36 protein-coding genes are annotated in these 25,486 nt (G+C 54.9%); 26 read left to right on the forward strand and 10 right to left on the reverse strand.

From position 1 onward, the window contains the following. The 7 genes from ACQRCJ_RS06970 to ACQRCJ_RS07000 form a co-directional block, all read right to left on the reverse strand. Positions 1–81: helix-turn-helix domain-containing protein (locus ACQRCJ_RS06970; RefSeq protein WP_427799565.1), on the reverse strand; the 81-nt coding region annotated here is incomplete at its 3' end. After that, the gene (locus tag ACQRCJ_RS06975; RefSeq protein ID WP_427799566.1) at positions 81–704 is read right to left on the reverse strand and encodes an IS607 family transposase; all 624 of its coding nucleotides are present in this window, start codon (positions 702–704) and stop codon (positions 81–83) included. The genes ACQRCJ_RS06975 and ACQRCJ_RS06970, both read right to left, overlap by 1 nt. Before the next feature lie 40 nt (positions 705–744). Further along, the gene (locus ACQRCJ_RS06980; RefSeq protein WP_427799528.1) at positions 745–1,104 is read right to left on the reverse strand and encodes a Rha family transcriptional regulator; all 360 of its coding nucleotides are present in this window, start codon (positions 1,102–1,104) and stop codon (positions 745–747) included. Between the two features lie 8 nt (positions 1,105–1,112). Continuing rightward, the gene (locus tag ACQRCJ_RS06985; RefSeq protein ID WP_427799529.1) at positions 1,113–1,322 is read right to left on the reverse strand and encodes a Rha family transcriptional regulator; all 210 of its coding nucleotides are present in this window, start codon (positions 1,320–1,322) and stop codon (positions 1,113–1,115) included. 123 nt (positions 1,323–1,445) lie between these two features. Further along, a complete protein-coding gene (locus ACQRCJ_RS06990; protein WP_427799530.1) occupies positions 1,446–2,129 on the reverse strand; it encodes a hypothetical protein in 684 nt (227 codons plus the stop codon). Positions 2,130–2,295: 166 nt separating this feature from the next. Continuing rightward, positions 2,296–2,706 carry a hypothetical protein gene (locus tag ACQRCJ_RS06995; protein WP_427799531.1) on the reverse strand — a complete coding sequence of 137 codons (411 nt, stop codon included), beginning with the start codon at positions 2,704–2,706 and terminating at the stop codon, positions 2,296–2,298. Between the two features lie 40 nt (positions 2,707–2,746). Continuing rightward, positions 2,747–3,232, reverse strand: a complete 486-nt coding sequence (locus ACQRCJ_RS07000) for a hypothetical protein (protein WP_279076721.1) — start codon at positions 3,230–3,232, stop codon at positions 2,747–2,749. Positions 3,233–3,406: 174 nt separating this feature from the next. On the opposite strand from ACQRCJ_RS07000, the gene ACQRCJ_RS07005 reads away from it, so the two are divergent. The 20 genes from ACQRCJ_RS07005 to ACQRCJ_RS07100 all read left to right on the forward strand — a co-directional run bounded on the left by ACQRCJ_RS07005 (position 3,407) and on the right by ACQRCJ_RS07100 (position 17,606). After that, positions 3,407–3,754 (forward strand): hypothetical protein, encoded by a 348-nt coding sequence (locus ACQRCJ_RS07005; RefSeq protein ID WP_427799532.1) that lies wholly within the window; start codon positions 3,407–3,409, stop codon positions 3,752–3,754. A gap of 159 nt (positions 3,755–3,913) precedes the next feature. Next, the gene (locus ACQRCJ_RS07010) at positions 3,914–4,219 is read left to right on the forward strand and encodes a helix-turn-helix domain-containing protein (protein WP_427799533.1); all 306 of its coding nucleotides are present in this window, start codon (positions 3,914–3,916) and stop codon (positions 4,217–4,219) included. Positions 4,220–4,251: 32 nt separating this feature from the next. Continuing rightward, on the forward strand, positions 4,252–5,478 hold the full coding sequence (locus ACQRCJ_RS07015) for a type II toxin-antitoxin system HipA family toxin (RefSeq protein WP_427799534.1): 1,227 nt from the start codon (positions 4,252–4,254) through the stop codon (positions 5,476–5,478). Then, complete coding sequence (locus ACQRCJ_RS07020; RefSeq protein WP_303995350.1) at positions 5,475–6,203, forward strand: Fic family protein; 729 nt, start codon at positions 5,475–5,477, stop codon at positions 6,201–6,203. The genes ACQRCJ_RS07015 and ACQRCJ_RS07020 overlap by 4 nt, the downstream gene beginning before the upstream one ends. A gap of 347 nt (positions 6,204–6,550) precedes the next feature. Further along, positions 6,551–6,829, forward strand: coding sequence for a hypothetical protein (locus tag ACQRCJ_RS07025; RefSeq protein WP_427799535.1), 279 nt, complete (start codon positions 6,551–6,553; stop codon positions 6,827–6,829). Between the two features lies 1 nt (position 6,830). Next, positions 6,831–7,226: a hypothetical protein gene (locus ACQRCJ_RS07030; protein ID WP_427799568.1), complete on the forward strand. Its 396-nt coding sequence runs from the start codon at positions 6,831–6,833 to the stop codon at positions 7,224–7,226. Continuing rightward, positions 7,168–7,335 (forward strand): Rz1-like lysis system protein LysC, encoded by a 168-nt coding sequence (gene lysC / locus ACQRCJ_RS07035; protein ID WP_427799567.1) that lies wholly within the window; start codon positions 7,168–7,170, stop codon positions 7,333–7,335. Before ACQRCJ_RS07030 ends, lysC begins: the two co-directional genes overlap by 59 nt. Before the next feature lie 79 nt (positions 7,336–7,414). Next, entirely contained in the window at positions 7,415–7,816 is a 402-nt protein-coding gene (locus ACQRCJ_RS07040; RefSeq protein ID WP_427799536.1) for a hypothetical protein, read from the forward strand. Next, positions 7,803–8,315 (forward strand): hypothetical protein, encoded by a 513-nt coding sequence (locus ACQRCJ_RS07045; protein ID WP_427799537.1) that lies wholly within the window; start codon positions 7,803–7,805, stop codon positions 8,313–8,315. Before ACQRCJ_RS07040 ends, ACQRCJ_RS07045 begins: the two co-directional genes overlap by 14 nt. 141 nt (positions 8,316–8,456) lie before the next feature. After that, positions 8,457–9,347 carry a hypothetical protein gene (locus ACQRCJ_RS07050; protein WP_427799538.1) on the forward strand — a complete coding sequence of 297 codons (891 nt, stop codon included), beginning with the start codon at positions 8,457–8,459 and terminating at the stop codon, positions 9,345–9,347. 55 nt (positions 9,348–9,402) lie between these two features. Beyond that, positions 9,403–9,699 carry a hypothetical protein gene (locus ACQRCJ_RS07055; RefSeq protein WP_427799539.1) on the forward strand — a complete coding sequence of 99 codons (297 nt, stop codon included), beginning with the start codon at positions 9,403–9,405 and terminating at the stop codon, positions 9,697–9,699. 33 nt (positions 9,700–9,732) lie between these two features. Next, complete coding sequence (locus tag ACQRCJ_RS07060; protein WP_427799540.1) at positions 9,733–11,790, forward strand: hypothetical protein; 2,058 nt, start codon at positions 9,733–9,735, stop codon at positions 11,788–11,790. Positions 11,791–11,814: 24 nt separating this feature from the next. Next, the gene (locus ACQRCJ_RS07065) at positions 11,815–12,519 is read left to right on the forward strand and encodes a hypothetical protein (RefSeq protein ID WP_427799541.1); all 705 of its coding nucleotides are present in this window, start codon (positions 11,815–11,817) and stop codon (positions 12,517–12,519) included. An 8-nt stretch (positions 12,520–12,527) separates the two neighbouring features. Further along, positions 12,528–13,379 carry a hypothetical protein gene (locus tag ACQRCJ_RS07070; RefSeq protein WP_427799542.1) on the forward strand — a complete coding sequence of 284 codons (852 nt, stop codon included), beginning with the start codon at positions 12,528–12,530 and terminating at the stop codon, positions 13,377–13,379. Then, positions 13,376–13,732, forward strand: a complete 357-nt coding sequence (locus tag ACQRCJ_RS07075) for a hypothetical protein (RefSeq protein WP_427799543.1) — start codon at positions 13,376–13,378, stop codon at positions 13,730–13,732. The genes ACQRCJ_RS07070 and ACQRCJ_RS07075 overlap by 4 nt, the downstream gene beginning before the upstream one ends. 13 nt (positions 13,733–13,745) lie before the next feature. Beyond that, positions 13,746–14,147, forward strand: a complete 402-nt coding sequence (locus ACQRCJ_RS07080) for a hypothetical protein (RefSeq protein WP_168936036.1) — start codon at positions 13,746–13,748, stop codon at positions 14,145–14,147. 29 nt (positions 14,148–14,176) lie between these two features. Further along, positions 14,177–14,338, forward strand: coding sequence for a hypothetical protein (locus ACQRCJ_RS07085; protein ID WP_427799544.1), 162 nt, complete (start codon positions 14,177–14,179; stop codon positions 14,336–14,338). 78 nt (positions 14,339–14,416) lie between these two features. Next, positions 14,417–15,457, forward strand: coding sequence for a ParA family protein (locus ACQRCJ_RS07090; protein WP_427799545.1), 1,041 nt, complete (start codon positions 14,417–14,419; stop codon positions 15,455–15,457). A gap of 386 nt (positions 15,458–15,843) precedes the next feature. Continuing rightward, positions 15,844–16,839 (forward strand): hypothetical protein, encoded by a 996-nt coding sequence (locus ACQRCJ_RS07095; RefSeq protein ID WP_427799546.1) that lies wholly within the window; start codon positions 15,844–15,846, stop codon positions 16,837–16,839. Positions 16,840–16,889: 50 nt separating this feature from the next. Further along, positions 16,890–17,606 (forward strand): hypothetical protein, encoded by a 717-nt coding sequence (locus tag ACQRCJ_RS07100; protein ID WP_427799547.1) that lies wholly within the window; start codon positions 16,890–16,892, stop codon positions 17,604–17,606. A gap of 73 nt (positions 17,607–17,679) precedes the next feature. Here ACQRCJ_RS07100 and ACQRCJ_RS07105 read toward each other — a convergent pair whose 3' ends face one another. Both ACQRCJ_RS07105 and ACQRCJ_RS07110 read right to left on the reverse strand, forming a co-directional pair. Further along, positions 17,680–17,964, reverse strand: coding sequence for a type II toxin-antitoxin system RelE/ParE family toxin (locus ACQRCJ_RS07105; protein WP_427799548.1), 285 nt, complete (start codon positions 17,962–17,964; stop codon positions 17,680–17,682). Beyond that, the gene (locus ACQRCJ_RS07110; RefSeq protein ID WP_427799549.1) at positions 17,954–18,196 is read right to left on the reverse strand and encodes a CopG family ribbon-helix-helix protein; all 243 of its coding nucleotides are present in this window, start codon (positions 18,194–18,196) and stop codon (positions 17,954–17,956) included. Before ACQRCJ_RS07110 ends, ACQRCJ_RS07105 begins: the two co-directional genes overlap by 11 nt. Before the next feature lie 230 nt (positions 18,197–18,426). Here ACQRCJ_RS07110 and ACQRCJ_RS07115 point away from each other — a divergent pair, with 230 nt between their 5' ends. The 3 genes from ACQRCJ_RS07115 (at position 18,427) to ACQRCJ_RS07125 (ending at position 23,344) form a co-directional block, all read left to right on the forward strand. Next, positions 18,427–20,454 carry a hypothetical protein gene (locus tag ACQRCJ_RS07115; RefSeq protein ID WP_427799550.1) on the forward strand — a complete coding sequence of 676 codons (2,028 nt, stop codon included), beginning with the start codon at positions 18,427–18,429 and terminating at the stop codon, positions 20,452–20,454. Positions 20,455–20,639: 185 nt separating this feature from the next. After that, positions 20,640–22,010, forward strand: coding sequence for an ATP-binding protein (locus ACQRCJ_RS07120; RefSeq protein WP_427799551.1), 1,371 nt, complete (start codon positions 20,640–20,642; stop codon positions 22,008–22,010). Positions 22,011–22,129: 119 nt separating this feature from the next. After that, positions 22,130–23,344 (forward strand): ATP-binding protein, encoded by a 1,215-nt coding sequence (locus tag ACQRCJ_RS07125; protein WP_427799552.1) that lies wholly within the window; start codon positions 22,130–22,132, stop codon positions 23,342–23,344. Positions 23,345–23,562: 218 nt separating this feature from the next. Here ACQRCJ_RS07125 and ACQRCJ_RS07130 read toward each other — a convergent pair whose 3' ends face one another. Further along, positions 23,563–23,718: a hypothetical protein gene (locus tag ACQRCJ_RS07130; RefSeq protein WP_168936253.1), complete on the reverse strand. Its 156-nt coding sequence runs from the start codon at positions 23,716–23,718 to the stop codon at positions 23,563–23,565. 272 nt (positions 23,719–23,990) lie between these two features. Here ACQRCJ_RS07130 and ACQRCJ_RS07135 point away from each other — a divergent pair, with 272 nt between their 5' ends. The 3 genes from ACQRCJ_RS07135 to ACQRCJ_RS07145 are packed head-to-tail and all read left to right on the forward strand — an operon-like array spanning position 23,991 to position 25,409. Next, positions 23,991–25,073 (forward strand): hypothetical protein, encoded by a 1,083-nt coding sequence (locus ACQRCJ_RS07135; RefSeq protein ID WP_427799553.1) that lies wholly within the window; start codon positions 23,991–23,993, stop codon positions 25,071–25,073. Then, complete coding sequence (locus ACQRCJ_RS07140) at positions 25,073–25,246, forward strand: hypothetical protein (RefSeq protein WP_168936251.1); 174 nt, start codon at positions 25,073–25,075, stop codon at positions 25,244–25,246. The genes ACQRCJ_RS07135 and ACQRCJ_RS07140 overlap by 1 nt, the downstream gene beginning before the upstream one ends. Beyond that, positions 25,233–25,409 (forward strand): hypothetical protein, encoded by a 177-nt coding sequence (locus ACQRCJ_RS07145; RefSeq protein ID WP_168936250.1) that lies wholly within the window; start codon positions 25,233–25,235, stop codon positions 25,407–25,409. Before ACQRCJ_RS07140 ends, ACQRCJ_RS07145 begins: the two co-directional genes overlap by 14 nt. The last annotated feature ends 77 nt before the right edge of the window (positions 25,410–25,486 follow it).

Raw genomic sequence — 25,486 nt, forward strand, 5'->3', positions numbered from 1 at the left:
CGCGAACCGGGCAACACCAGCCGCACGCAGCATGTACGTACGCTGATGATTGTTGAGGTCAAGGGCTATCTTGTGGGCCATCAGCACAGGGCATTATCCTCGACTGCTTTTTTGACGTCTTCAAGAAGCTTTTTGTTTTTATGGGATCGACTGCCGTAGAGCCGGGCGGAAAAGACCGTGATGATCTCCAGGACGTCTTTGGCAAGATCTTCTTCAAAAGAGCATTCCTCCCCCTGGTTGAGGATGACGACTTCAACATTTTTTGCTTCGCAGATAGCGAACACAAGCTCAGCACCGAATCTGAGCAGCCGGTCTTTATGGGTTATGACCAGCCGTCTGACATCCCCGGAAAGGATGGCATCCAATAGACGGCGCAATCCTTTTTTGTGGTAGTTCATTCCTGAACCGAGATCGGAAAGCAGCGTAAAGTTCCAGCCGTGTTGTGCACAGTAGAGTTCGAGCACCTGCTTCTGCCGCTCAAGATCTTCCCGCTGGTCATGACTGGAGACCCGGGCATAGGCAATGGTCGTACGGGTCGTATCTGCGATCGCCAGCTCGGGCTTGAGTTTTGTGATGTCATATCGACGGTGTTTGCCGGCTGTACGCTCGGGAACCAGTTTTCCGCTCTCTTCCCATCTGCGAAGGGTGGGAATGGATACTCCAAGCAATCGTGCTGCTTCACCTATTGTGCATAATCTGCTCATAAAGAGTATATTTACATATTTTTTATCATATTTCAAGCAATCAGTTTAAGCCCAGGGCCCTTGGTGTCAGGAGCTGGCTGTTGCCGTGATTCACTAGCATCACACCGGACGACTCGATTGGTGAGACGCCGGTCTCCTTTTTGACCATGCGGTCAAGGGCCAAGGCGATTTGATTGCCTTGAAGACCGGCGTACTTGAAGATGGTGGACAGGTCGTCCAGCGTACGCCCGACCCGCCTGGAGAAAGCATCTTCTTCCTTCTCCCGGCGCTCCATCATTTCCCGGAGCTGACGCTCCATCTCGTTGAAGCGCTCTATGTACGCGATCTTGAAGCGCATGGCCTTCTCTCCGGTGTAGCCCATGGTGAGGAGAGTGAAGGCGTCTTTGGTGAGGATGTACATGGGATGTCTCACCGGAAGCCGAGATTGTTTTTCAGTTCATACTCGGACGGCTCAAAATTCAGCCGTCCGAAGATTTCAGGTACTTGCGACAAAATTCTGTCAATATCCTGCAGGACGTTCTTGTGCTGCTTCTCGAACACCTCCGCCACCTGCAGGCTGGTGACAGCGGGAATGGCCTTGCCGCTGACTTCCTTGACATCGATAAGGATCTCGTGCATATATTCAGCACTCCTTTTGAATCACGATAAACTCGCAGGCACGCTTCCATAAGAAATACATGCCGCAAGTCGTACCGTGATTCTGGTTTGGCCGGCGGCTGGTATGCCAGCCGGCCTTTTCCGTTATTGGGCGCATACCTCGCCATTGCCATTGCCCTTGCCGCCGGCGCCCTTGCTGTGGGCCACGGAGATCAGGGAGTAGGGAAGGAACAGTGACTTGTCCCATTCCCTCCCGGACTCGAACCTGGCCATAGCCTGCAAGAGCTCGGGCAACCGGGCGAGCACATCGAAGCTCTCGTTGGGTCGCAGCCCGAGCCGACGGGACAGATAAGCCACATATTGCTCACGGTTTCCGGTGCAGAATCTCCCGACGACGCCGTTGAGCGTGTCGAGACCGTGTCGAAGGTAGTAGTTGATGAGCACGTTGGCTGCGGCACGGATGCCGTGCGCCGGCTCATCGAATACTGCATGCCCATGCTTGTCAGTGCCGACCTGCCCCTTCCAGGGCGTCCTGACGGCCTTGATGTTGCACGGATTGTTGTTTTGTACCGCAAGTGTGTTCACCTTGCTGTTCTCGTCGGCGGACATGATCCGCAGTTCCTCGGTACGCAGCTCTTCCAGGGCCCGGATCTCCATCTGGCGGGCCTCCAGTTGGAGGGAGAGATTTTCCGCCTTCCGGGAAAGCTCGGCATTCCTTTCCTGAAGTGCACGGAAATCCAGGGATTGGGCGATGCTCCAGATACCCAGGATGAGGGACAGGATACCGACGATATAGCTCTGGACACGGACCTTCGTTATCTCACTCATGGCGTCCTCCGAAAACAAAAAGGCCGCGACACTTCGCATGTCGCGGCCTTTTGGCTGTGTATGGTTTTGCGATACGGAAGCCTGAACAGATTGGCTTCCCTGCTTTAGAACGTTAATTGACATCCTCCCCAGCCTAAGGTCGGGGAGGATGTCAATTTGGAAGTTGTCAAAGCGAAAACCTCGGCATGGCATTGCCATTCTGCCCGAGGTTCACCGTGACGTTGATGTTTATGGGTTGTCCGTTACAGTGTGCATTGGTACGCACGTTATTTTGATTTGTTTTGTTCAGTGCACAGTGTGCCTGCCATTCCATTTCGTCTAGCAGGACAAGTTTCGTGCGGAGTGCTTTGACGCTGTTCCATGTTCCGCTCACGAGCATGAACCCGTCACGGCTCATGATGTAGACAGGTGAACCGTCCAGGTCGACACCTGACGGTTCGAACATGTCCTTTGCCCGGGCCCAGCCTATACGGCTGATAAGCCTGGCGACATCCGCGCTTACCGCGGCGTGGCGTTTGCCGAAAGCGGAGCTCACACGCACGGTGGAGATCCATCCGGGTCTTTCTCCGTATGACATACCAGCCTCCATAGTCTACAGTTCATCGGGCCACCACATGCTATCTCCTCCCGTGCTTTTTGAGGTTGTCGAGCCTGGTCATGGCCATGTTGATACTGGACATCCGGTAGGCTTTGTCAGGGGGCAGACCGGCATGGACGTTGTCTCTGAACTCCCGGGCCAAAAAGTACTTCACCCACATGAACTGCCGGGTATTCACAGCTTTTTTCAGGCTCGTTTCCCCGACGATGCAGTACATGAGCAGGGCAGAAAGGCCCTCCGCACCGCCCTGGGAGATCGCTGTCGCGATGACGGCGCTTTCGTAGGGATCTCTGATGGCTTTTTCCAGCAGGTCGATACGTTGCCTATGGATGCGCATGGATCTGCTGGTGTGGGAATAGCCGTTCACCCAGTTACGGGTGGTTTGTGGGGACACCAGCATGATCCCCGTAAGCTCTTCGTCAGACAGGCTGAATGCCTGCTGGATACGGCTTATCCTGTCCCTGCTGTCGCGATAGATGACTCGTGGCTTTCTCGAACGTCTCATTACCAATTCTCCTTGTACAAGGTTTATGAGGCGGAGGCCTTGTCTAGAATCGGCGCTCCACTACCTTATAACAAAAGAGAATGTGTAATTACGCATAGTTACATGAACAAAAGAAGGATGAACACACTTGGCGGCACCAGGCAATATTTAGAAAATCCACTGTGAGGTGACACCATGGGCGTATTCAGTCTCGAGCCTCTGAAAGGCCTCGACCATATCCAGACGGCGTATGTGCAGAAGGACAATCCTATCGAGGTGGTCCTGAAGGAAGACGGCAAGGAGTACGATTTCTCAACGGCGACTGCCATTCGTGTAAAGATCGGGAATATTGTCATCGACAGCGAAACTGAAGCGGATGCTTTTGACCGCTCAGAGTCTCAACTTGGTCGTCTTAAGATTTTCATTGGTGGCCAGACCATCGAGGCGAAGGCCTACAATGTGAAGGTCGAAATTGAGGACGCCGATGGCCATACGCTGTATTTTGGCCACGTTCGCGTGAAGATCGAGGATACAGGCATGTAGGTTTCCGGGCCTGCTCGCGGACACTGCTGACAGACCTTGCCCCCGGGGCCGGATGCGTATGCGTCCGGCCCTTTTCATTCTGCCGGAATGCGTGGTTTGACCGGAACTGTCTTTCCTGTTAACCAGTATTAAAAGTAATTATACTTCCACTTATCCATCATGAAAAATCCACGCATATCACGGGCCATCAAAAAATTGGGCAGGGATTTCAAGGATGCGCGGCTGCGCAGGCGGCTGCCCATGTCACTGGTGGCCGAGCGAGCCGGAATCTCGGTCAAGACACTCGGCAATATCGAAAACGGTGATACCGGTGTCAGCATCGGCAACGTGGCCGCGGCCATTTTTGCACTTGGTATGGGGACGCCGTTTGAGGACGTCCTTGACTTGAAAAATGATACTCTTGGCAGGCTTCTCGATCTGGAGAGGCTCCCAAAGCGAGCCAGGATCCCACGCCTGAAGGATTGATATCCAGACAACAGTGTTCAGGAACAGCGATTATGGACGGTAGATATTCAGTTTTTCTCCAGAGCGGCGAACCGCGATCTGTGGGGACGCTCTGGCTGAACAATATCAGGGGGCGAATTGCGTCGACCTTCCTCTATGATCTTGAATGGGCCCGGGACCCCGCGGCGTTTTCCCTGAGCCCGGATTTGCCGCTGGATACATCGGCCAGATCCTGTGACGGATTATTTTTGTGCTTTCAGGATTGCTCCCCGGACAGGTGGGGCAAAGTGCTCCTGCGCAGGCAGGAAAACAGGCAAGCCAGGGAGGAGCGGCGCAAGCCGAGAACACTGCTGGATTCGGATTTTCTTCTTCTTGTGTCCGACGTCGCCAGACAGGGCGCCATCCGCCTCTCGGCGGACGAGGGCAGGACATTTCTTTCTTCCGGTGACCGCAACCACATCCCTCCACTCACAACATTGCCGAAATTGCTCAATGCCTCAGTTGGTGTTGAAATCCGCGAAGACACGGAGGACGATATCCGCCTCCTTGTGGCCCCCGGATCCTCGCTTGGCGGCGCCCGTCCGAAAGCCTCGGTCATTGACGGTGATGAACTGCTGATCGCCAAGTTCCCGAGCAGCAACGACGATCGTGATGTACCCCTGTGGGAGTATGTGACCTTTAAAGTTGCGGAACGCGCCGGACTGTCGATACCTCAGGTGCGTTTGCAGCGAGTTGGTGACAAGAGTGTGCTCCTTGTTCAGCGTTTTGATCGCACTCCGTCAGGACGGATTCCTTTCATGTCGGCCATGAGCCTCATGCAGGCGAAAGACGGTGACCACAAAAGCTATGTGGATATAGCCATTGAGTTGCAGGCGACCGGCTGTGCCGCCGATGATGATTTGCGGCAGCTGTGGTCACGAATGGTGTTCAACATGTGTGTCTACAACGTCGACGACCACCTGAGAAATCACGGCTTCCTGCGCATGGCCGGTGGTTGGACGCTGTCACCGGCGTATGACCTCGAAATAGCACATCCGTCGGAGAAAGCAGCTTTTTTGCACACTGCGATAATCGACGATGAGGCCTCATTCGACCTGCAGGCAGCTATTGATGTAGCGGAATTTTTCAGGCTAAAGACAGACGCCGCCAAAGAATGCGTCAAACGGATACGAAAAGCGGTATCCTTCTGGCGTGATGAGGCCGTTAAAGTCGGGGCCAGGTCAACAGAGATAAATCTGATGCGTGATTCTTATGAATTTATTGACCAGGTAACACCATGATGTCACCACAAAGACTCTATCCTCGTCTCTTGCTAGAGAAATCGATGCATATTTCCGGAGGTATCTACAACCGCGTTCAAATAGATCTGGCGTACAATTCAAACAGAATCGAAGGAAGCATGCTCACACACGAGCAGACAAGATATATTTTTGAGACAAATACGATTGGAATAGCTGACTCAGCTGTAAATGTAGATGATATTATCGAGACAGTGAATCACTTTAGGTGCTTTGATTTTATTATAGATAATGCACTGTCATCTCTGAATCAGAAGAGTATAAAACTTCTCCACAAAATACTTAAATCAGGGACAAGTATCAGCAAAAAGGACTGGTTTTCCGTAGGTGACTACAAAAAAATACCGAATGAGGTCGGCGGTCGCATGACGACCGCACCTGAAAAGGTCAGGCAGGAAATGGCCACGCTCATAAAACGATACGGCCGTTCAGCAAACAAATCCCTGGAAGACATCCTCGCCTTTCATGTTGCCTTCGAGCGCATCCATCCATTTCAGGACGGGAATGGCCGCGTCGGAAGACTCATCATGTTCAAGGAATGTCTGCGCTGCGGGATCACACCGTTCATTGTCGGTGATGATCTGAAACTGTATTACTACCGTGGTCTGAGTGAGTGGGACGATATGCCCGGATATTTGATCGATACGTGTCTGACAGCCCAGGACAGATTCAAAAAAATTCTGGACTACTTTAAAATAGCCTGCTGAACACAGAGACATTCCATGCCAGCGTACATACTCAGGCACTTTGACAGGGAGCTGATTCGTTTTTCGGCGGAAGATACCGGTCGGTACTTGATGGCGCTTTTGCAGTCAACAGAGGTACTAGCATGATTAACTCATATTAAGTCCTTTATCACCAAAGATGTCAAGCCACATAAAATATCAATTATTGTAACTAATTGCTTAGCTTTTATCCAGAAAAACTCCCGTTTTCTTCTTCGGGAACGGCTCTGTGCCTGAACATCCTCTACCTGAACCGCTCCCCCCTGCCCTCCCAATATTTCGGCATATTTCACGACCGCACGTCCCTCATTCGACAGCGAAGGAACATCATGCCGATCACCAAAGACGAATTCATCGCCGAGTATCAGTCCCCCTACCCGACCTGGGCCGCCAAGGCCCTCCCCGCTGACATCAAGGAACCTTCACTCGCCCGCGTGGCCAATGGCTGGGCCATCGAGCAGCCCCCGCACACATACTTCAACTGGCACATGAACCGCACGGACAACCGTCTGGTCTCCCTGGAAGCTCATCTCGCCTGGCTGGAGCAACAGGTCACACGCCTCGCACAAGAAAACGCGCACCTCAAGCAGCTGGCCGCAGAGCAATGATATGCTGTCGGCCATCCTGAAATACGCGCCGTTCGCGGCCTTCTCCCTGCTGGCATGGCTGTATGCCGGCCTTAATGAGGACGTAGCCGTGCTTCGTCAGAAAAACACCGCCATCGAACACGCTCTGAAACAGCAGGCGACACTTCTGGAAGCGACGGAAAAAGAATTCACGGCCTGGAAGGAGCGCAATGAGCACATTATCGAAAGCTATGCCAACGCGAGGAAGGACCTTTGCAAAATCCTGTCGTCAAGCAAGGCGAACACTGATTTTGGCGCTGTTGTCGTGCCTGATGACGTTCTCCGCCTGCTCAACGGCAAACGTTGTTCCCCGGCCGGCGGTGACAAGCCCGCCGGAAGTGTTCCTGCAGGAAAGCGGGATACCGCCTCTGTACGGTAACACCGTGGCGGACCTGCTTGAGTATATCGTTGATCTGCAGGCCATCATCGAACAGCACGATGCAGACAAGGCGTCCCTGAAAAGCTGGTACGCGGCCACAAGACGGTAGCCTGACGGTTTGAATGCTGAATGGCCTGTCGCCCGACGGCCAATATTTTTTCGACTTTCGCAACACAGGTGGATGGCACATGCCTATTACGAAAACAGGTTCCGGGCTTTTGAAACTGGCCGGCGCAGCGAACGCACCCGGTACGCCGGGGTTCGGCTCAAAGGCTCTCTCGGCCCTCAACAGGTTTTCCATGCCGCTGTTCAACGTAGGTATCCCGGCGACGAACATCGCTTCGGGAACATCGTCCGTCGGTGAGGCAGTCGGCGAGTCCGCAGGAGGGCTAGCCGGATGGCGTGCCGCCGACAAGCTGGTGAACAGGCTGCCAAAGCTCCCTTACGTAACTCCGGCACTACGCTTTCTGGCACCCGTTGTGGGATCTATGATCGGAGGATCTGCAGGGGGGTCGGTAGTCGGTACGATAGCTCCGATCTGGAAACGTCAACCACCAACCATCGGTGAGTATAACTATGGCAATCAGTAAATTGGCAGAATTTGCCCATTCGGCAGAAGGCGAAGGTACTCTCAAAGACCTCGTCGCCCTTGGCCTTGTGAAGTGTGCGCACAGGGAAAAATTATGTGCACTCGTCGATGGTACCTGTCAAAGCATGGATAATAAAGGCCGTTGTCTTCAGAAACAGTCTTCACTGACGGAAAAGACAGCAAACATTGGCGTAATGGTCGGTGCAAATCGGGCTGCTGGTCTTTCAGATGAAGAAAAAGCCGCTTTGATCAAACATTATGGTCTTTCGGATGATGCATCCCTTGCTATCAGAAATTCCATACGTGGCGCGATAGGCTCCGGTGTTGGGCAGGTTCTTGGGGGGACAGCTGGTTATGCGGCAGGAAAACTGTTAAAAGTCCGGCCTTTGATCGGGGCAATGATTGGTACTCCGATTGGCGGGATACTTGGCATGAAACTCATGACAGACAGGTACAGCCAGGGCAACGCAAGAGATATCATGCGCAGGAACCGTGGCTGACAAGCTATAAATATGGCCTGTGTATCTCCAATCTGTCATTGGCTGCATGCCGGGAAATATGGCAGATAGTCGATCATCGGCACACCCTTTATTTGGCAAAGCCAAAACACTACATACCCTGAAGGGTAAAGGATTTGTTTTATGGATAAACTCGCTGAACTGGTTCGTGACTCCGAAGTTCGCGGTGCAGTGGCCGCTTTTGTCGATCTTGGCCTGGTCAAAGTAGCCAGTCAGGAAGCATTCGATGCCCTTGTGGATGCCGTCTGTCAGGGTATTGGCGATGAAGACTACGATCTCCAGAAGGTCGCAAGCCTGACCGAAGAGGTCCTGTCCACGCCCAAGGCAGAAGAACAGGAAAAAACGGCACTCCTGGGGACCGTGATCGGTGCTGCCAGAGCGGGGAACCTTTCTGATGAGGAGCGCGCCGCCCTTATCAAGCATTATGGCCTTTCCTCAGACGCATCTTTGGGCTGGAGAAATGCCGGGCGCGGGTTCCTTGGTAGCAATGTGGGCGGGCTCATCGGCGGTGGTCTTGGCGCTGCTACCGGGAGTCCGGTTCTGGCACTGCTGGGCCAGGCTGCTGGTGCAGCTACGGGTTCCAAGTTCATGACCGACAAGTACAGTAAGGGCAACGCGGAAAAGATCATGAAGCAGCGCGCGAAAACTGCCGCTGACACTGATGACATCGCGCGAAAGGCTGCACTGGGTGAACTTTTACAGATGAAGGTGGCCGGTCAGCTCGACGACGCATCCTTCATCGAAGCGGCCTCTTCCTTGTTTGAAGAAGAAGCTACCAACGCTCCGGCTGTCCTGGACAAAGAAGCAGCCGAATCACCGGCTGCCATGAACAAGGAAGCTGTCGGGAACATGCCCGAACGAAAGGTGCTGGATGCCGAAGTGATCGGCGGCAAAAAGAACCTGTGGAAGCGCGTCGCCAAGGGCGGTGCTGCCGCAGCCGGCGTTGTGGGTGGTGCTGCCCTCGCCAAGTCACTGTACGACAAGTACACGGAACGCAACAAGAAAACGAAGTAGCTCCCAGGGTTGGGCATGTCTTATGGCATGCCCAACCGACCACAAGGAATCGCCCATGGAAAGCATGTCTTCGATGTATCATCGAGCCCGTCCCATGACCAAAGCGGCCGCCCTGACTTTCCCGGGAGTACTCGGCAGATACATCGCATCCGGCAAGCAGTTTCTCGGTAACGCGTACACTTCCGCCAGGAACTACGCCAAAAATAATCCCTTGACAGTTGCAGGGGCAGGACTCGGCCTTCTCGGCGGCACATGGCTCGGGAACAAGGCCTACGAGGCACAGATCCCGCAGGTCCGCGCCCTTCCCCGTCTCGAACAGCGCCCAATGATCGATCCGTACTACCAGAACTAACAATCAAGCAGGAACACCAGCAGGATCCACACAATGGCCGTTTCACCAAACGTCGATGCCTACATGGCCCAGACCGCGCAGCAAGCCACTTCCCAGACCGCGGAAGACACGTTCGTCAGGGAATTCGGAAACCAGGCGTTCAATGCTTTGCGGGCGAAATACCCAAGCATCGCCGACCGGGTCATCACCTTCAAGACTCTGGCCTCGGAAATGGACACGAGCACGGCCTTCGGTGTGTTCATCGTGGAATCCGGTGCCGACGTCGCCTATATCCCGTGCGTCATGGCGGGCGGATCCATCACCTCCTGCGAAATGGCCTATGACAAGGCGGCGGACCAGTTCTTCCCGCTGACGAAGGACAATGTGCGCGAGATCCTGTCCGCCAACGCCATTTCGGATGCAAAGGTCCTGATGAAAAGCCCGCGCGTGGAGGATACCAAAGCCATCTTCCACAACATGATCCGTCCGCCGGTCTCGTCGAATGTCATTATGGCGTCGGAACGGGCCGGCGCGGCGTCCCTTCCGGACAGGTACAAGGAAGTGCTTGCCAGCTGGCTGGAAAAGGAGCGTCCGGACGTCCTCGGCAAGATCGCTTCCTTCTACCCTGTGGAGGAACTGGCCCACAAGCTGGCGAAGTCCGTTGAAACGCCCCATGTCAAGGAAGCATGTCTCCCGTCCTTCCTGCGGCTGGACGCTCTTGCCCCGGCGGTGGCCGAGAAGCTGGACGCCCGGGAACGTGCCGACCTGCTGGCCAATGGCTTCATCACCAAGACCGCGGAAGAATCCCCGGTTGCCGTCGTACCATTTTCCGGCGTGACAGGGCAGCATATCGAAACGGAACTCAACCTGACGGTCTACAGCCGCCATACCTTCGGTGACGGCAACATCCCCCTCGACGCACGATGCATCTCCCATGCCAACCGACAGGTAAAATACTGGCCGGTGATGCGTGCAGGAGCTGTCGGCATCAGCGGGCGGGGCCTTGAATGCAAACCGTGCCTCGTCTGCGGTCCGGACATCCTGCTTGCCGATGGGTACGTCGCGCTTGAGCCGCCCCAAAAAATCCTGCTGCGCGACATGTGCAACGCCGTTTGCCCGGAATTCCTGGACAAATTCGGCTATGTCTTCGGGAAAGACCTTCTGGGCAGGGAGATCGGCAAGCTGGGGGAAAGCGACTGGTTCCATCCGCATGTCATCGTCCCGGCCCGTAACGGCTTCACCTTCCTCGATCTGGAACATTGTTTCTTCACGAAAAAGAGCTCCATCAGCATCCAGAGTATCGGTGACGATGTCGTCGTGAGCTCGGGCAGCCACTTCGAGATCCGCATCACGCCACGCATCCGGCACGGCTGGATCATGCGGGACAACATGCTGGCCGTACCGGCGGAGAGCCGCTTCTTCCTGTCGTCCTCGGAACTGGAGCACGGTTCGCCGTTCCTCGCTTCTCCGGAGACGCTGAAAGACCTGTTCATCCGTACGGGAAGCAGGGTCGTCGTCTCCGACAACGGCGCCGGCATCGACATCACCGACCGCTCGACGGAGAAAACCGCTTCCTTTGCCGGGCGTGTGGATGCCGCGGCCTGGCTGCATGAAACGTACGGCATGGACGCCGGTCAGGCACGCAAGGTTCTGGATTCCGGGCAAAGTCTCGTGCTGCGCAAGACGGCGTTTGAGGCAGGGCAGCCAATGCAGGGCTTCCCGCAGCCAATGCCGCAGCAGATGCCCATGCAGCTTCCCGATCAGGGTGTCATGGAAATGCCGGTACAAGGCTACGACCGCCCTGCCTTCGATCCGTACGTCATGGAGCAGATAGCCGAGATCCAGGACCCGGAACTCATGGACACGGGCATCCTGGCCACATTCGCCCAAAATCCTGACATCAAGACCCTTCTTGTCGATTATCTTCCTGACTTCGTCTCGGCCCAGGACAGGCTCGGCCGTATCATCCTCATGCTGTCCCATCAGAAGAAGGAGCTGCAGGAGTTCTTCGGCACGGAAAAATACACCACGCTGCTGAGTTCGTGCCGCAAGATCTTCATCACCATCGGCGACCTCGTCACCGCGCTCAAGCAGTACGTCAACATGGCGTAGGTGGTCTGGAGTGGCTAACGGAACATGCGGATATCGGATTGCACAGCCAGACTGGCGCACGTCGCCCTGGGCGTCGAAGCGGATGTGGCCGCCGGCCGCGCACCGGGGGATGCCTATACTCCGGCCATGCGCTTCTGGTACGCCTGCAAGTCGGAAGACGACCCCGAGCTGGACAATACAGCATGTATCGTCCTCTCCATCCGGCAAAGCGACACGCAGCGCGAGATCCTCGAAGCCCTCATCCTGAGCGGATGCCCGGCTGAGATCGTGGAAAGCGCCCTGGCCGTGCCGAGGCAGGCGACCGCATGGTACAGGGAACTCTTCTTCGACACAGGCGCGTTCCTTACGAATCTGGACAAGATCGAGTATCTGGCCAACTACGATGACGACTTCGGCAGGGAGCTGAAAAGCAGGGCTGTGAGCCTTGGGTACGAATTCGTCCTGTTCACCTACGCGAACCTTGTTCCCAAAACAGCGGCCCAGAAGGCTCTTGTGGAAAGGATGTTCATGGCTACGGCCTACAAGGCGATGGCCATGAACTACAACGGGATAAAAACCGAGATAACACGCAATGCGGTGAAGCACGCGGAACTCATGCTCAAGGCATACGAAGCGTTGAGGCGTTCGGGGGATGATGACCAGAGCGCCGGCCATGACCTCACGGCTTTCCTGACCAAAACGCGATCTGAAGATTCCGTACCGACACCCTCATTGGGGGACATATTCTGATGCTTATCATGCCGACCACGACAACAGATTTTCAGGCTCTTGCCGACGGGATCGTTGATGACTTCTTCAGGAATGACGTCGCACTGACCGACGGCATCGCCAAAGTGGCCGTCGAACGCGAGTTCACCCCGGAAGAAGTCACACGCCTTACCGAGAAAACGAATACGGCCGCATCGCTGTACTTTCTCAAGACGGCGGAGGATAAAAAAGGCTCTTTCAAACTGGCTGAACTTGAGGACGTTCTGCGCAGGACGCACGCGGGCGACGAGCCCGGGAACGGTGATATGCCGTCCGGGCAGGAAAAAACAGCGGAGTCAGGCAGTAACGAGGCCTCATTCGCGGTGTATACCGGGTTGCCGCGGAGGGAGGCGCCGCGATTCGACTTCGCCGCCTGTTTTCGCAGCGGGCAGGAAAAGACGGCTGCGGCCAGTGAAGCAAAATCGGGCGTCAGCATGTCGGACATCTTCTTCCTTGAAAAGTGCCTTGCGGAGAGCAGGCAGGAAAAGATGGCGATGGAACTCACTGTACAGGACGGCATCGACTTCCTTGCTTCCGAGTTCCATGTCTGGAATGGACCAGATTTCGGCAAATTCGCCGCCGACAGCCTTGCCGCTTACGGGGATGTCGCCATGCCGGTGCTTGAAGGCCTGGCTGCCTATCTCCACATCCCTGGAGACGAGATCCAAAAGACAGCTGCCGATACGCATCAGGACTATGTGGACGATACGACGCCCCATATGAAGGTCATGGGGGGCATTTGCGATGGCATGAGCCGCATCGTCAAACTTTCCGGAGAGATCGGGCACCTGGAGCAGTCGCTGCGAGACAGATGGAAAGAGGCAAAGGAAGGTATCAAGTGATCACCAAGACCGGCAGAGCCTTTGTGGAATCCTGCGGCCACATGGAGAAGGATGCCTGGTTGGCCGACGTGCTGAGTGCCAGGATGCTGCGCGGTGTCGGCAAATTTCTCCGGACGTCGACCATTCCCGTGAAGGCGTTGTACCACGGTGCCAAAGCCGTCGGCAAAGGCTCAGGACGTTTTGCCCGCGCCGGGGCCCGAGGCGTGGAGCGCGCAGGGGATGCCATACGGAGACACCCGATGCGTGCAGCGTACCTTGGTATTCCGGCCATGTATGGTGCCGGCCGGATTCAGGCTGATCTGGACAGGCATCTGAACAACATCAATCCCAGCAACCCGTATATGTACGCATAATTGGAGCAGCCCCATGCCGAACTTTGATACCAATAAGGGACCTGTCAATTACCGCACCAATCTTACCGGCCTTTCCGTCGCCGGGGCCGTCGTTACGGGCGGTGTCGTTCTTGGCAAAGTCATCAACAATATCAAGAACGATATCCGACGCAAATCCCTGCTCGAAGACCTGCACCTGAATGATCCTCTGCTGCGTGACATCGACAAGGCGCAGCTCATGGAGTGGTACGCGACCATCGTCCATTTCGCTCCCACGGTGTCCCTGGACAAAAATGCCGTGCGTGAAATCCTTCAGGGCTTCGCCCGCTTCGGTCGCGTCGATCTGCAAACATTGAAACTGCTTGCTGATACGGAAAAAAGCATGGCGAGCGACAATTCCGTCCCCTGGGGCAGTGTCCTCAGAATGATCAGCTAGGTTAGAATGAATAACCAGGATCGGTAGCCATGTACGAGATTACAGACCGTGAGATACTGGAAAAACTCGGTGCAGCCATCTATCTGCACCGTGCCCTCATCAAACAGGCGGAGCGTGCCAAAGACGCCGTGGACTATCTGGCGGAGATGGGCGTATTTACTGATGACGCACCTGAAGGTGCTGGAGCCTAGGCGATACCGCGCCCCTCTCTCTTTGACTTGTTCCGCATTTTATCGTATAAATTGCGGAACAAATTTTGGAGGTACGTCATGTCGGACATTCTTGAAGAACTGATCGACAGGCAATTCGAGATCGCCAGAGGTGAGGCGGAAGACCTGCCCCTTCCCAGATTCAGCACCTACGCCATCTGCAATCTTCGCGGAGGGATAGGAAAAACCTCGCTCGCTTTTAATCTGGCTTACCTGGCTGACGAGATCCTGGCCGTAGATACCTGCCCGCAATGCAATCTTTCCTGGTTCTTTGACAACAATTATTTGCAAAATGCACGGTTGACTGTGTACGACATGCTGCTGCCGCATTTTGTCCCCGGTCTTGGCAGTGCATCGCGCATTGCCAAAAGCATAGCGGCGACGAACGATTTCTTTGAAGGCAAGCGTGCCTTCTATCTGCCTTCCGACAATCAGCTGTATATTTTGCCTTCACAGATAGCGACCGCCATGGTGCAGGCACAGCGCATGACAGGAAGCCTTCAGGAAAGCATCATCGACGGTATGCTCTTCTCGCTCCGTGATGACATCCACCGTGAAATGGAGGAGACCGGCACGAAGCGGTGCATCATCGACACGTCGCCGTTCTTCTCCGGTGCAACCCACCTGTCATGGCACGCTTGTGACGCCATGATCATTCCTGTCAGGACAGACCAGCAATCCATCAACTCGCTTACACTGCTCATCAAGACGCTATCAGATCCGGCAAGCGAGTTCAGGAAGATCATGCCATCCAACGGACATACGCCGAAGATTCAGATGATCGTCCTTACCCATTGCGGCTGGTCGACAGTTTCCGGCGCCAGGAACAAGCCCAACCAGCAGACGAAGATCTACGTTGAGAAGATACTCGACATCATCAGGCAGAACATAACACAGTTCACGACGGATGATCCGACGAACCATTTGCTGCTGCTCGATGACTTCCTCGGTACTGGCCGTATTTCTTCAGCGAAGGCAAAGCCGATCAATCTGCTTTCTTCCGGTGAAAGTATGACCATCAACCGTGTGCGCACCGAAGTGAATGCCTCTGTGGAAAAGATCAAAAATCAATTGCTCTACATCCACAACAGCATCTGGTGATCACATTGCTTGCAGCGTTTCAATCCACAGTCGCCCCGTCCGCCGACTGACTCCGCGACCGACGGATAGGGGTCGTGCGGATTGCCTCTTCCCAAAGGGAAGGGGTTATGAAAAAGGATTGCATCGGCTCCGCCGTCTCGTCGACTTCTCTTTTCCCCCTGAAGGGGGAGGTCTCAAACCACAAAGGAATTTTTGATGAAAAACAAACCTCTGCCTGGCACTGGGCAGAGGTTTGTTCACTTCAATGTGTTGTATAAATGTCCTGCTAAATCTTGGGAGAATGGCACCACCGAAAACACCCGGGGCAAAACGCGCAATATTTCCTGACTACCAACCCTTATCCCCTACCGATAGCCATCACTCCACAAACAGCGCGGATGCCACTCATGCCAGATAACTACACCCACACCACCTCCCTGGATAACCTCAGACACATGCTCGATGGCGACAGACGCATCATGGCCCTTCGCCATCTGGCCAGGACGTCGCCCGACACGGAAGTCTCCGTCGAACCGTTGCCCATCCCCATCCGCAGCAGGATGAAAGCACGCGAGGCCTACGCTCGCATGCAGGGAGTGAAGAACACGGACAGGGTCTTTCTCTCGCGAGGTGGCTGGCTGCCAAACTACGGCGATGCCGTGGTGGTGAAGCGTCTCTCTCCACGAAGTGTGGCCAGAGGAGAGCGACTGAACAGCATTCCGGAAGAGTATACGACAGGAAGGGCGCTCAGCCTGCGCAACAATGCGGAGATCTTTGTGCCGGACGAAGTCCTGGACGACTTCCGTACGAAGTATCCCGGCATACGCTTCCGGGGCAGGAGCGCCCTCCCCTTGCGCGCGTACGGACTCACGGACAGGATCGCCGCTTTGAAAAACAAGCTCATGGAGCGTGCCGGCCTTGGAAAAACAGCCGCGGAGAACGACGTGGCCAGGACTGATGCCCGCTTTCGTCGCATGTTCGGACGCAACGCCCGCATGGTCGGCTCGGAGGCGCTCGGCATCAACGTTCCCGGCAGCAGCGATATCGACGTTTTCATCCCCTACAAGCGAGAAGCGGCATATCGCCGCGCTTTGGACAGACTGCCGCGGAAATACCCCAACCTGATAATGAACAAAGCCAGTCTGAGGCGAGACGAGAAAAAGACGTTCACCGGCAAAGTGAACGGCCAGGATATGGACGTTGTGCTGGCTTACGGCCCAAAAGCGGAAAAATTCCGCAAGGCGTTCGCAGCCGCACGCGACAGGCTCACGGACGAAGACAGGCGCAAGATCATCGACAAAAAACGCGCCCTGAAAGAATCCTGGTTCTTTCCCGAGCTGCGCTACAAGTCGTACAAAAAGAGGTTGGCTGGGGAGCTTGGGTTGAGGGATGCGTATTTCTAATGGCAATCAGACATGTGTCCAAATTACTTAAGAATAGTATAAGGAGTTTTATGATCACAAAAATTGGGGCTTATCTCCAGCAACAAGAAGATAAGACAAAGGACACTGTTGGTCTTGGCCATTTGGCCGCTGGGCTTGGAGGGATGGCAACCTTAGAGGCTTCATCGAGGAAGGTCGCACCTCTGCTGCGGGAAGACAGCGGTAAATTGACAACCCATGAGGCTGACCAGCTCACTAGGATGATGGGTGGAAATAGAAAAATTAGGGTATCTGACCCTTCCGAGTCCCCTTTTTCTTCTCGTGGCCCTCGCTACAGTCCAGATGATCATACAGTGTATGCTGATAAATCAGGATATGCTTTTGCTCATGAAATGGGTCATGCTACGAGCCCACTTGCTCCGAGGAAACATAGGGGCATTCGATTAGGACACGCATTTTTGACGACAGGTGTTAATAACCTTTCTCCCCTTATTAATATAGGGACGACATTGGGACAGCGTGCGTCAGATAATGAAACAACACGAAAAGTGCTTGGTGCTGTGGACACAGCTACACAGGTGGCTACAGCAGCAAACCTGGCTGAGGAAGCCCAGGCATCAATCAGAGCTTTGCGTGCGATAAACAAGCTCAAAGGAAGGGCCGCCGCCCTGCAGGCTGCTCGAATTTATGTCCCGGCGTTTGGTACATACCTTGGTCAGGCTGGCTTTTCACACGGTCTTGTTCCGTGGTTGACGAACAAGGCCTATGATCTGGTTGGTGGTGAGTAGGCGAGGAAGGACTCGATACCGCTCCAAACTACTTTTCGTTGTCCGGCGTGGTGGCGACCTTTATATATCCGGTCTACCAACTGGCAGGCTGCCTGCGGCTGGTATGAAATATGCGGAGTATTTCCACCACGCCGTTTTTCACACGGTATGGAATGATATAAGGATGCTGTTCCAGCACCAGCTCTCTGGTGCCGAAAACGCGACCGTGGCGGCCAAGTTCGGGAAGCCGGGCAAGGAGCGAAGTCTTCTCGCGAATAAGAGCGTACATGTGAACAGCGGCCTCGCGGTCCCGTTCGGCAACGTAGTTCATTTCGGAATCGAGGTCACGCAGGGCGGCCCGGAGCCATCTAATCCGCATGATAGTTCCACTTTGCATCCATGGCGGCTACCTCATCAGACGTGGCAAAATCGCCGGCATCGGCTTCCTGTACGGCCTTCTGGATAGCGGCAACCTGCCAGGATTCCCGTTCAACAAATTCACGCATAGCCTGATTGATCAGGAAGCTGCGGGTACGGCCAGTAGCCTCTGCGAGGGTGGTGAACTGGCTGAGCAGATCAGAGTCCGTCCTGATAGAGACGACTGAAGACATGGCATCCTCCGTATTTTGATACAGTGTAATACGCTGTATTACACTCCGTAAAGCTGTCTATCGAGCAGCACTAAATTCCTTTGTGGTTTGAGACCTCTCCCCGTTCATGGAGGCTCTGCGCATTATAAACCACGCTCCACCAACTCCCCAATCTTTCCCAGTATCACTGCAACCTCCTGCCGGAACCAGGCGATCCGTAGCCATCCGGGTGCAAACTGGAGCCAACATACATGTACAAGATCATCGACCTCGGACACGAAGTCCCCGAAACAGGCGAATCCCGCGTCAGCCTCATCGACCCGCGCCTTGTCCCGTCCCTCGTCAAAACGGCGTCCAAAACGGCGTCCACCGAAATCCAGGAGTTTTGGGATACCATCCCCCAGGATGACCGCTATTCCTGGCTCTGGGTCATCGGCGTGTCGGCTAAAGAATACTACGGCTGCAACAACAACGGGGACGCTTTCACGGAAGAGGACCTGAAGAATACCCACCAGCTCTTCGTCGACAACGCCAACGTCTTCCTGCAGCATGTGAACAAGGACCCGGCCAAAGGCATCGGCAAGCCGGTGTTCTCCTGGTACAATGACGAGATGCATCGCGTGGAGCTCATCCTGCGCATCGACAAGAGCAAGCCTGATGCGACCGGCACGGTCCGCAAGATCTCGAACGGCGAGCCGCTCTACGTTTCCATGGGCTGCACGGTGAAATACGACGTCTGCTCCATCTGCGGCAACAAAGCTCCCACCAGGCGTGACTACTGCGACCACCTCCGGTTCAACATGAAGAAGATCCTTCCTGACGGGCGCCAGGTCTACGCGCTCAACCCGGACCCCAAATTCTTCGATATCTCCATCGTGGCCAAACCGGCCGACCCCACGGCCCACACACTGGACAAACGGGCCTCGCTGCGCGGCTCGTGCGAGCCGGGTGACTCCTTCACCTCTTCAGCCGAACTGGGCGAGCGTGCCGAGGATATTTCCCAGAAGCTCGCGGCACTCAAAAAGGTCTCGGACATCATCAAAAAAGTCGAGGGCGTGGTAGCCGATACCAAGCCGGACAAGCCAGGTGACGTGCCTGGTACCGAAAGGGCTTCAGATGCCGAAGGGACCACCGGTAACGATAGCAAACCCGACGCCTCCATCCGGGCCGTGGTCCATATTGCCCGAAACGGGTTCCATAACATGGAATATCCCGAAATGCCGTATGAGCGCCTGTCGTCCATGGGTGTGGGCCCGGCCACGTTCCTTACGGCCCTGCACCATCTTGGGGCTCCGATCAGCCTTGGCGACGCCGCCTGGCTTGCCGGCAGTCGTGTTATGGGCCACTGCCCGTCACATGAAGAAATGGGGCGCATGTTCTCCCTGCTGCCGGACGCCCTCTCCGAACTGTGCGAACGTCCGGCGCTGGTGGACACGCTCCTGCACAAAGTCTTCGCCCCATGCCCTGAGGATGCCGGTTCACCCATCAGGCGCACCCTGGTCATCAAGGTCATGCGCCCTGTGGCCGAAATGCGTATCCGGATGCTCTCACGCATGGCACCGGAAGGGGCCCTGGAAAAGATCGGCGAAGCTTTCGGCCGGCCCCTGGAAGAGCAGATCCACTATGGCCGCACGCTGGCCGAGCGCATCCGCAAGGATTTCGACCCGCGCGCGGAAAACTTCGCCCCTATGACTGTCAGGGATAAACACGGCAATGTGGCCGTCACGGCACCGTACTTTGTCCGCAACACGGCAACGCAAGAGGCTGCCTCCCGTATGGTGGATCTGCCGACAGTCGCCGGTTCCGCGCTCGCCCTCGGCGCCGTCACCGCCGCCCTGGGCGAGCCCACGCTGCTCGGCAAAGTCATGGCCGCTTCCCTGCTTGGCGTCGCCTCCGTCGGTGCTTTCTCCCTGCGAGAAAACAGGGACGACGAGAAGGTGACCACGGAGTCCTGCGAAGAGATCCCCATGACGACCATGGTCGAGAGCTGGAAATTCAAGAAGACGGCGGCCAGCATGCCCCGATTTGGTACGGTGGCCGGCCTCGCCCTGCCTCCGGCGCTGGCGCTGGACTACATGTACAACAAGTGGCGCTACGGCGACATGGCCGATGTAAAAGCCGAACAGCCCGGCATGGGCGGCATGGCGCTCAAGGCCGGGCGCTTCGTGAAGGAGCATCCGGTACTGACCACGGTCGGTAGCGGACTGCTTGGTTCGCAACTGCTCCGGATGCCAAGGTTCGGGCGGCGCATCGTGCCGCCTGTAGCGCGGCAGGCGTAGGCGTAAGACCGCCAGAGTGGTCCTGATTTCATAACAGCAAAGACCGCCGGAAAAATCCGGCGGTCTTTTTCATAAGAAATTTTTGATGAAAAACGTCGCAAAAACGGCTTGTACTGACGCGAAAAACGTTACAAAATCCGGGTCATAAAATACGAAAAACGTTACAAAACACCCCGGAGGCGCCTGTGCTCGCGCGTAATTTTTACAATAACCTATTGAAATGGAAGGATAACAAGAACAAAAAAGCGATGCTCGTCACCGGCGCGCGCCAGATCGGCAAAACATCCCTGATTCGCCGCTTCGGCAAGGAACAGTACGAATGCTTTGTCGAGCTGAATTTCATCGAGCTGCCGAAGGCGAAAGAGATCTTCAAGGCGGGCCGTGACGTTGAAAGCGTCATCATGGGCATCACGGCGCTGCTGGGGACATCACTGATCCCGGGAAAGACGTTGATCTTCTTCGACGAGATCCAGGAATGTCCTGACGCCAGGACGGCCATCAAGTTCCTTGTTGAGGACGGACGCTTCGATTACATCGAGTCCGGCTCGCTCCTTGGAGTGAACAGCGGCGAGACATATTCCTATCCGGTCGGTTTCGAAGAGATCCACAGGATGTTTCCGATGGACCTGGAGGAATTCGCCCTGGCCAACGGCATACCTGAAGACGTGCTCGACCATGTCCGCAGCTCCTTCGAGGAGAGAAAGCCGGTCTCCTCCGGTGTGCACGAGGCCATGTGCCGCCTGTTCAGGCTCTATGTCCTGACCGGAGGCATGCCGGCGGTCGTCCAGGAATTCGTATCCAGCCACGACATACAAAAAGTCGTCTCGCAGCAGCGTGACATCCTCAGTCTGTACCGGCTCGATATCGCAAAGTACGCCGGGCGAGACAAAACAAAGGTCCAGGACATCTTCGACAGCATACCTTCACAGCTGGACGACAAAAACCGGCGTTTCATGTTGGCATCCATCAACAAAGCAGCACGCTATGCCCGGTACGAAGACAGCTTTGTCTGGCTGCGCGATGCGGGCGTGGCCCTCCCCTGCTACAACGTCTCCGCGCCGTCCATTCCCTTGCGACTCAACGAACAGCGGACATTGTTCAAGCTCTTCATGACCGATACCGGATTGCTTTGCGCCGCAGGGATGGACGGTATCCAGTTCAGCATCCTGAATGGAGACCTGAGCATCAACATGGGAAGCATTCTTGAAAATGCCTTTGCCCAGATCTTCGCCGCCAACGGCTTCAAGCTGTGGTACTTCAACAAACAGAAATATGGAGAGCTGGACTTCGTCCTTCAGCCCGGCCGGAAATGCCTTCCTGTGGAGATCAAGTCGGGCAAGGATTACCGACGGCATACTGCCCTGGATAACATCCTCAGCGTCAGCGAATGGAAGTTTGAAGAAGCGGTCGTGTTCTGTATGGACAATGTCTCCACTGACGGAAAGGTGACCTATCTTCCGTGGTACATGGCCATGTTCCTGAAGACACCACAGCCCGAGTCATACATCGTCGATGCCGACTTCTCGGGCCTGTCGGCCTGCCTGCCTCAGGACTGAGGACAATACGGAATGCATTCCAATTTTTCTCATATTTTTGAAGAAAATTGGGATGCATTCCAATTTTATTGTTTTTTGCAGGGGAGTGACCTAAAATTTCACCTGCAAGGAGGCCGAATATGGAACACATCAAGCGCCCCGAATATCTGGACTGGCTCATTCGGTGGAAAGATCAGCAGATCATCAAGGTCGTGTCAGGCATCAGGCGCTGCGGCAAGTCCACCCTCTTTGAGATTTTCCAGCAGCACCTGCTGAAAAATGGTGTCGCACCGGAGCAAATCATCAGCATCAATTTCGAAGATATCGAATACGAAGATCTGCACGAATACAGAGCGCTGTACAAGTACATTATCGACCGCCTCCTCCCGGATAAAATGAACTACATCTTCCTTGATGAAATACAGCACGTCTCCCAGTATCAGAAGGCTGTAGACAGTCTTTTCATCAAGAAAAATTGTGACCTGTACCTCACAGGGTCGAATGTGTATTTCATGTCCGGCGAACTGGCGACATTGCTTACAGGCCGTTATATAGAGATTTCCATGTTGCCGCTTTCCTTCAAGGAATTTTGCGAAGGCCTTGATGGCGAGCATAGTGGCCTTTCAATACAAGAAAAGTTTGAATTATATCTGACGATTGGATCATTTCCCTATACACTTCGTTATCAATCAGCCGTGATGGACGCCCGAAAATACATGCAAGCCATATATGAAGGTATTCTTCTCAACGACATCGTGAAGCGATATCGAATCGCAGATGTGAACATGCTTGAATCGATAACAAAATTCATGATGCATAATATAGGAAACCGTACTTCTCCATCCAAGATAGCCAACACCATGACGTCAAACATGCGCAAAATAGATACGAAGACTGTTTACCATTATTTGCGTGGACTTACTGACAGCCTGATGTTTTATGAAGCACGACGTTACAATATCAAAGGCAAAGAATTCCTTTCCACGATGAACAAATATTATGTGGCTGATGTCGGAATGCGCAATACGCTGGCGAAAGGAAGAGACTCCGACATCGGGCATATTCTTGAAAACATCGTGTATCTCGAACTCAGACGGCGAGGGTTCGAAGCGTATGTCGGGCAGCTTGGACCTGATGGTGAAGTTGATTTCGTGGCGATGAAGGACGGCAAACTTGAATACTATCAGGTATCTGAAACGACTCTTGATGAGAATGTGCTTCGTCGTGAACTCGCGCCATTGCAGAAGATAAGGGACAATTATCCGAAATATCTGCTCACACTCGATTCACTGTTCGGCGAGATGGATTACGAAGGTATACAAAAAACGAATGTACTAGGCTGGCTTCTTGCCTGAACAAGAAGCCATGCGCACTACATCGTAGTTCTCACAATTTCTGACATTAATATTTATTATTCATGACACTCCTTATGTCAAGTTAACTGCAAAAGATGACATATAGCTGTCAATCACAGGAGCTTTGTGTCATGCTCCCGGATCGGAGCTAAAAAATTTCCCCCAAAAAGCAGGGCGGCATACCCACCAGGTATGCCGCCCTTTTTCAGTGTCTGCCCCTACCGCCACAGATCTCCGTCATCTCCGTCAAAATCCCCCCGCTCTTCCTGCCACTGACGCAGCAGCTCGAGGCCGGTGATAACGACACCGATCAGGATATTGACGAACACCGCTTTCCCATCGGGCGACCAGGTATTGGGGTTGTACCAGCTCATGTTCCACTCTCCGTGATGTTTGAGGTTTCAGGGACATCACGTCTCATTTAGTCATTGCTTTCCTTTGGGCAAGCCTCCTTTACCGCCCGTTCGTGAGCCGGCAGCCTGCGCGGACACTGACATGTCCTTATACCACAAACTGCTTCTTTTTTCGTGACCGGCTTCTTTCCGCTACCGATCCTGAAAGGCTTTTCAGACTGCGCCCAATATTTAGGCAGCTTGCCTGGCTGGCCAGGCTGCCATTCACGAAAATATACCGGAGGAAAAGCCCTGTGGCTGCCCGAAATACACCCAAACTCGCTGATCTTCTCAGGAAGTTCGAAAAGGCCCAGCAAAAAACGGCTGGCGAGCCCGTCCCGACTTCCGGTGATGCCGTACCCCAGGCCGCGCCGGTAACCGAACCAGCTTCCACCGCGCCCACGGCAGAAAAAGTGGCTGCTGCCGAACAGACCAGGGAAGCCGAAAACCAAACCAAGGAAGCCGAAACCCAGGCAGGAGATGCCGCCGGCCAGGTCGTCGACGCCAAAGAGGCCCTCAAGGCCGTGACGGACGAATTCGTTAACGAACATAACGCCGCGCTGAAGAAGGAAGCCCAAATCTTCGGCGAGCTCTTCGCGGCTTCCTGCATGGAGCAGATGAACAAGGTCGCCGCTCTCCAGCAGGCCGAACAAAATGCTTATGCAACGACGGTGGATGCTCTGTCCGCTGTTAATGAGGCGGAGCTGATGAACAAGACCGCCGCTATCTACGACGAAGCCTACTTCACGACTCTGGCCAAATTCGCCGGTCTGGAGTCCCCCGAAGAACTTCAGTCCATCCTGGCCGGGTCCCCGGAAAGCCTCCCACCCGAGGTGCTGAACGCCGTCATGGCCGCTTCAGGTGATGCGCCCGAAGCTGGAGGCGACGTTGTAACGGGTCCTGAGGCCAGCAATGCGGAAGCTGGCGAAGCCTTGACGGAAGATGCCCCGGATGAGCCTGAAGCTCCCGGGCAAAACACCGTGGTCGATGCCCTTACTGAAGCGGCAAGTGCCGCGAGTACCAATGCCAAGGCCATCAAATCCATCGCTGAAGCCGCGGACGCTCTGGCCGCCGAGGGCGACTACGACGAAGGTGACCACGCTGGTGAAGGCACTTACGATGGTGAAGGCACTTACGATGGTGAAGGCACTTACGATGGTGAAGGCGATTACATGCCCGACGCCGGTGTCATCGATGCGGCCACCGCCCTTGGACTGCCTGCCGAAGCCCCCATCGCCGACAGCTATATCGATGAGGCAGGAAATGTCGATCTGCCCAAGATTGCCGGCCAGGCTTATGACAACGTGATGGCCTATATGGCCAACGGAGTACGCTGATGCCTCTGTCCCCGGATCTCAGGAAGAAGGTGGCAAGCCTGTTGCGTGACGCCGCGACTCCCCTGCGGAAACTTGCCGGGGACATCACGGCCGCTCCCGTGACCGAGCGCGTCCCGAAACCGGTCATCAACATCGCCAACCTGCGGAGCCTGCTGCACCATGACAACCGATGAGCATACCACGGCATCCATGTCAGAGGCTCTCCGGGATCTGGCCAAAGAAATGCGCTCCGTAGCGGTCTCACTGCCGGCTTCTGTGGAAAAAACGGCGGAACAGATCGAACTCGATCCCGAAAAAGTCAGGGATTTCCTCATCTTTTTCGGTGATCGTCGCTAGGGACGCGGACCGTCACCAGATGCATCAAGCGTTCCCTGGATGGTTCCATCTATGGAATCCTGAAAGGCAATCTTACA

This window comes from Desulfovibrio sp. SGI.102 (assembly GCF_050314315.1).
GTDB lineage: Bacteria > Desulfobacterota > Desulfovibrionia > Desulfovibrionales > Desulfovibrionaceae > Desulfovibrio.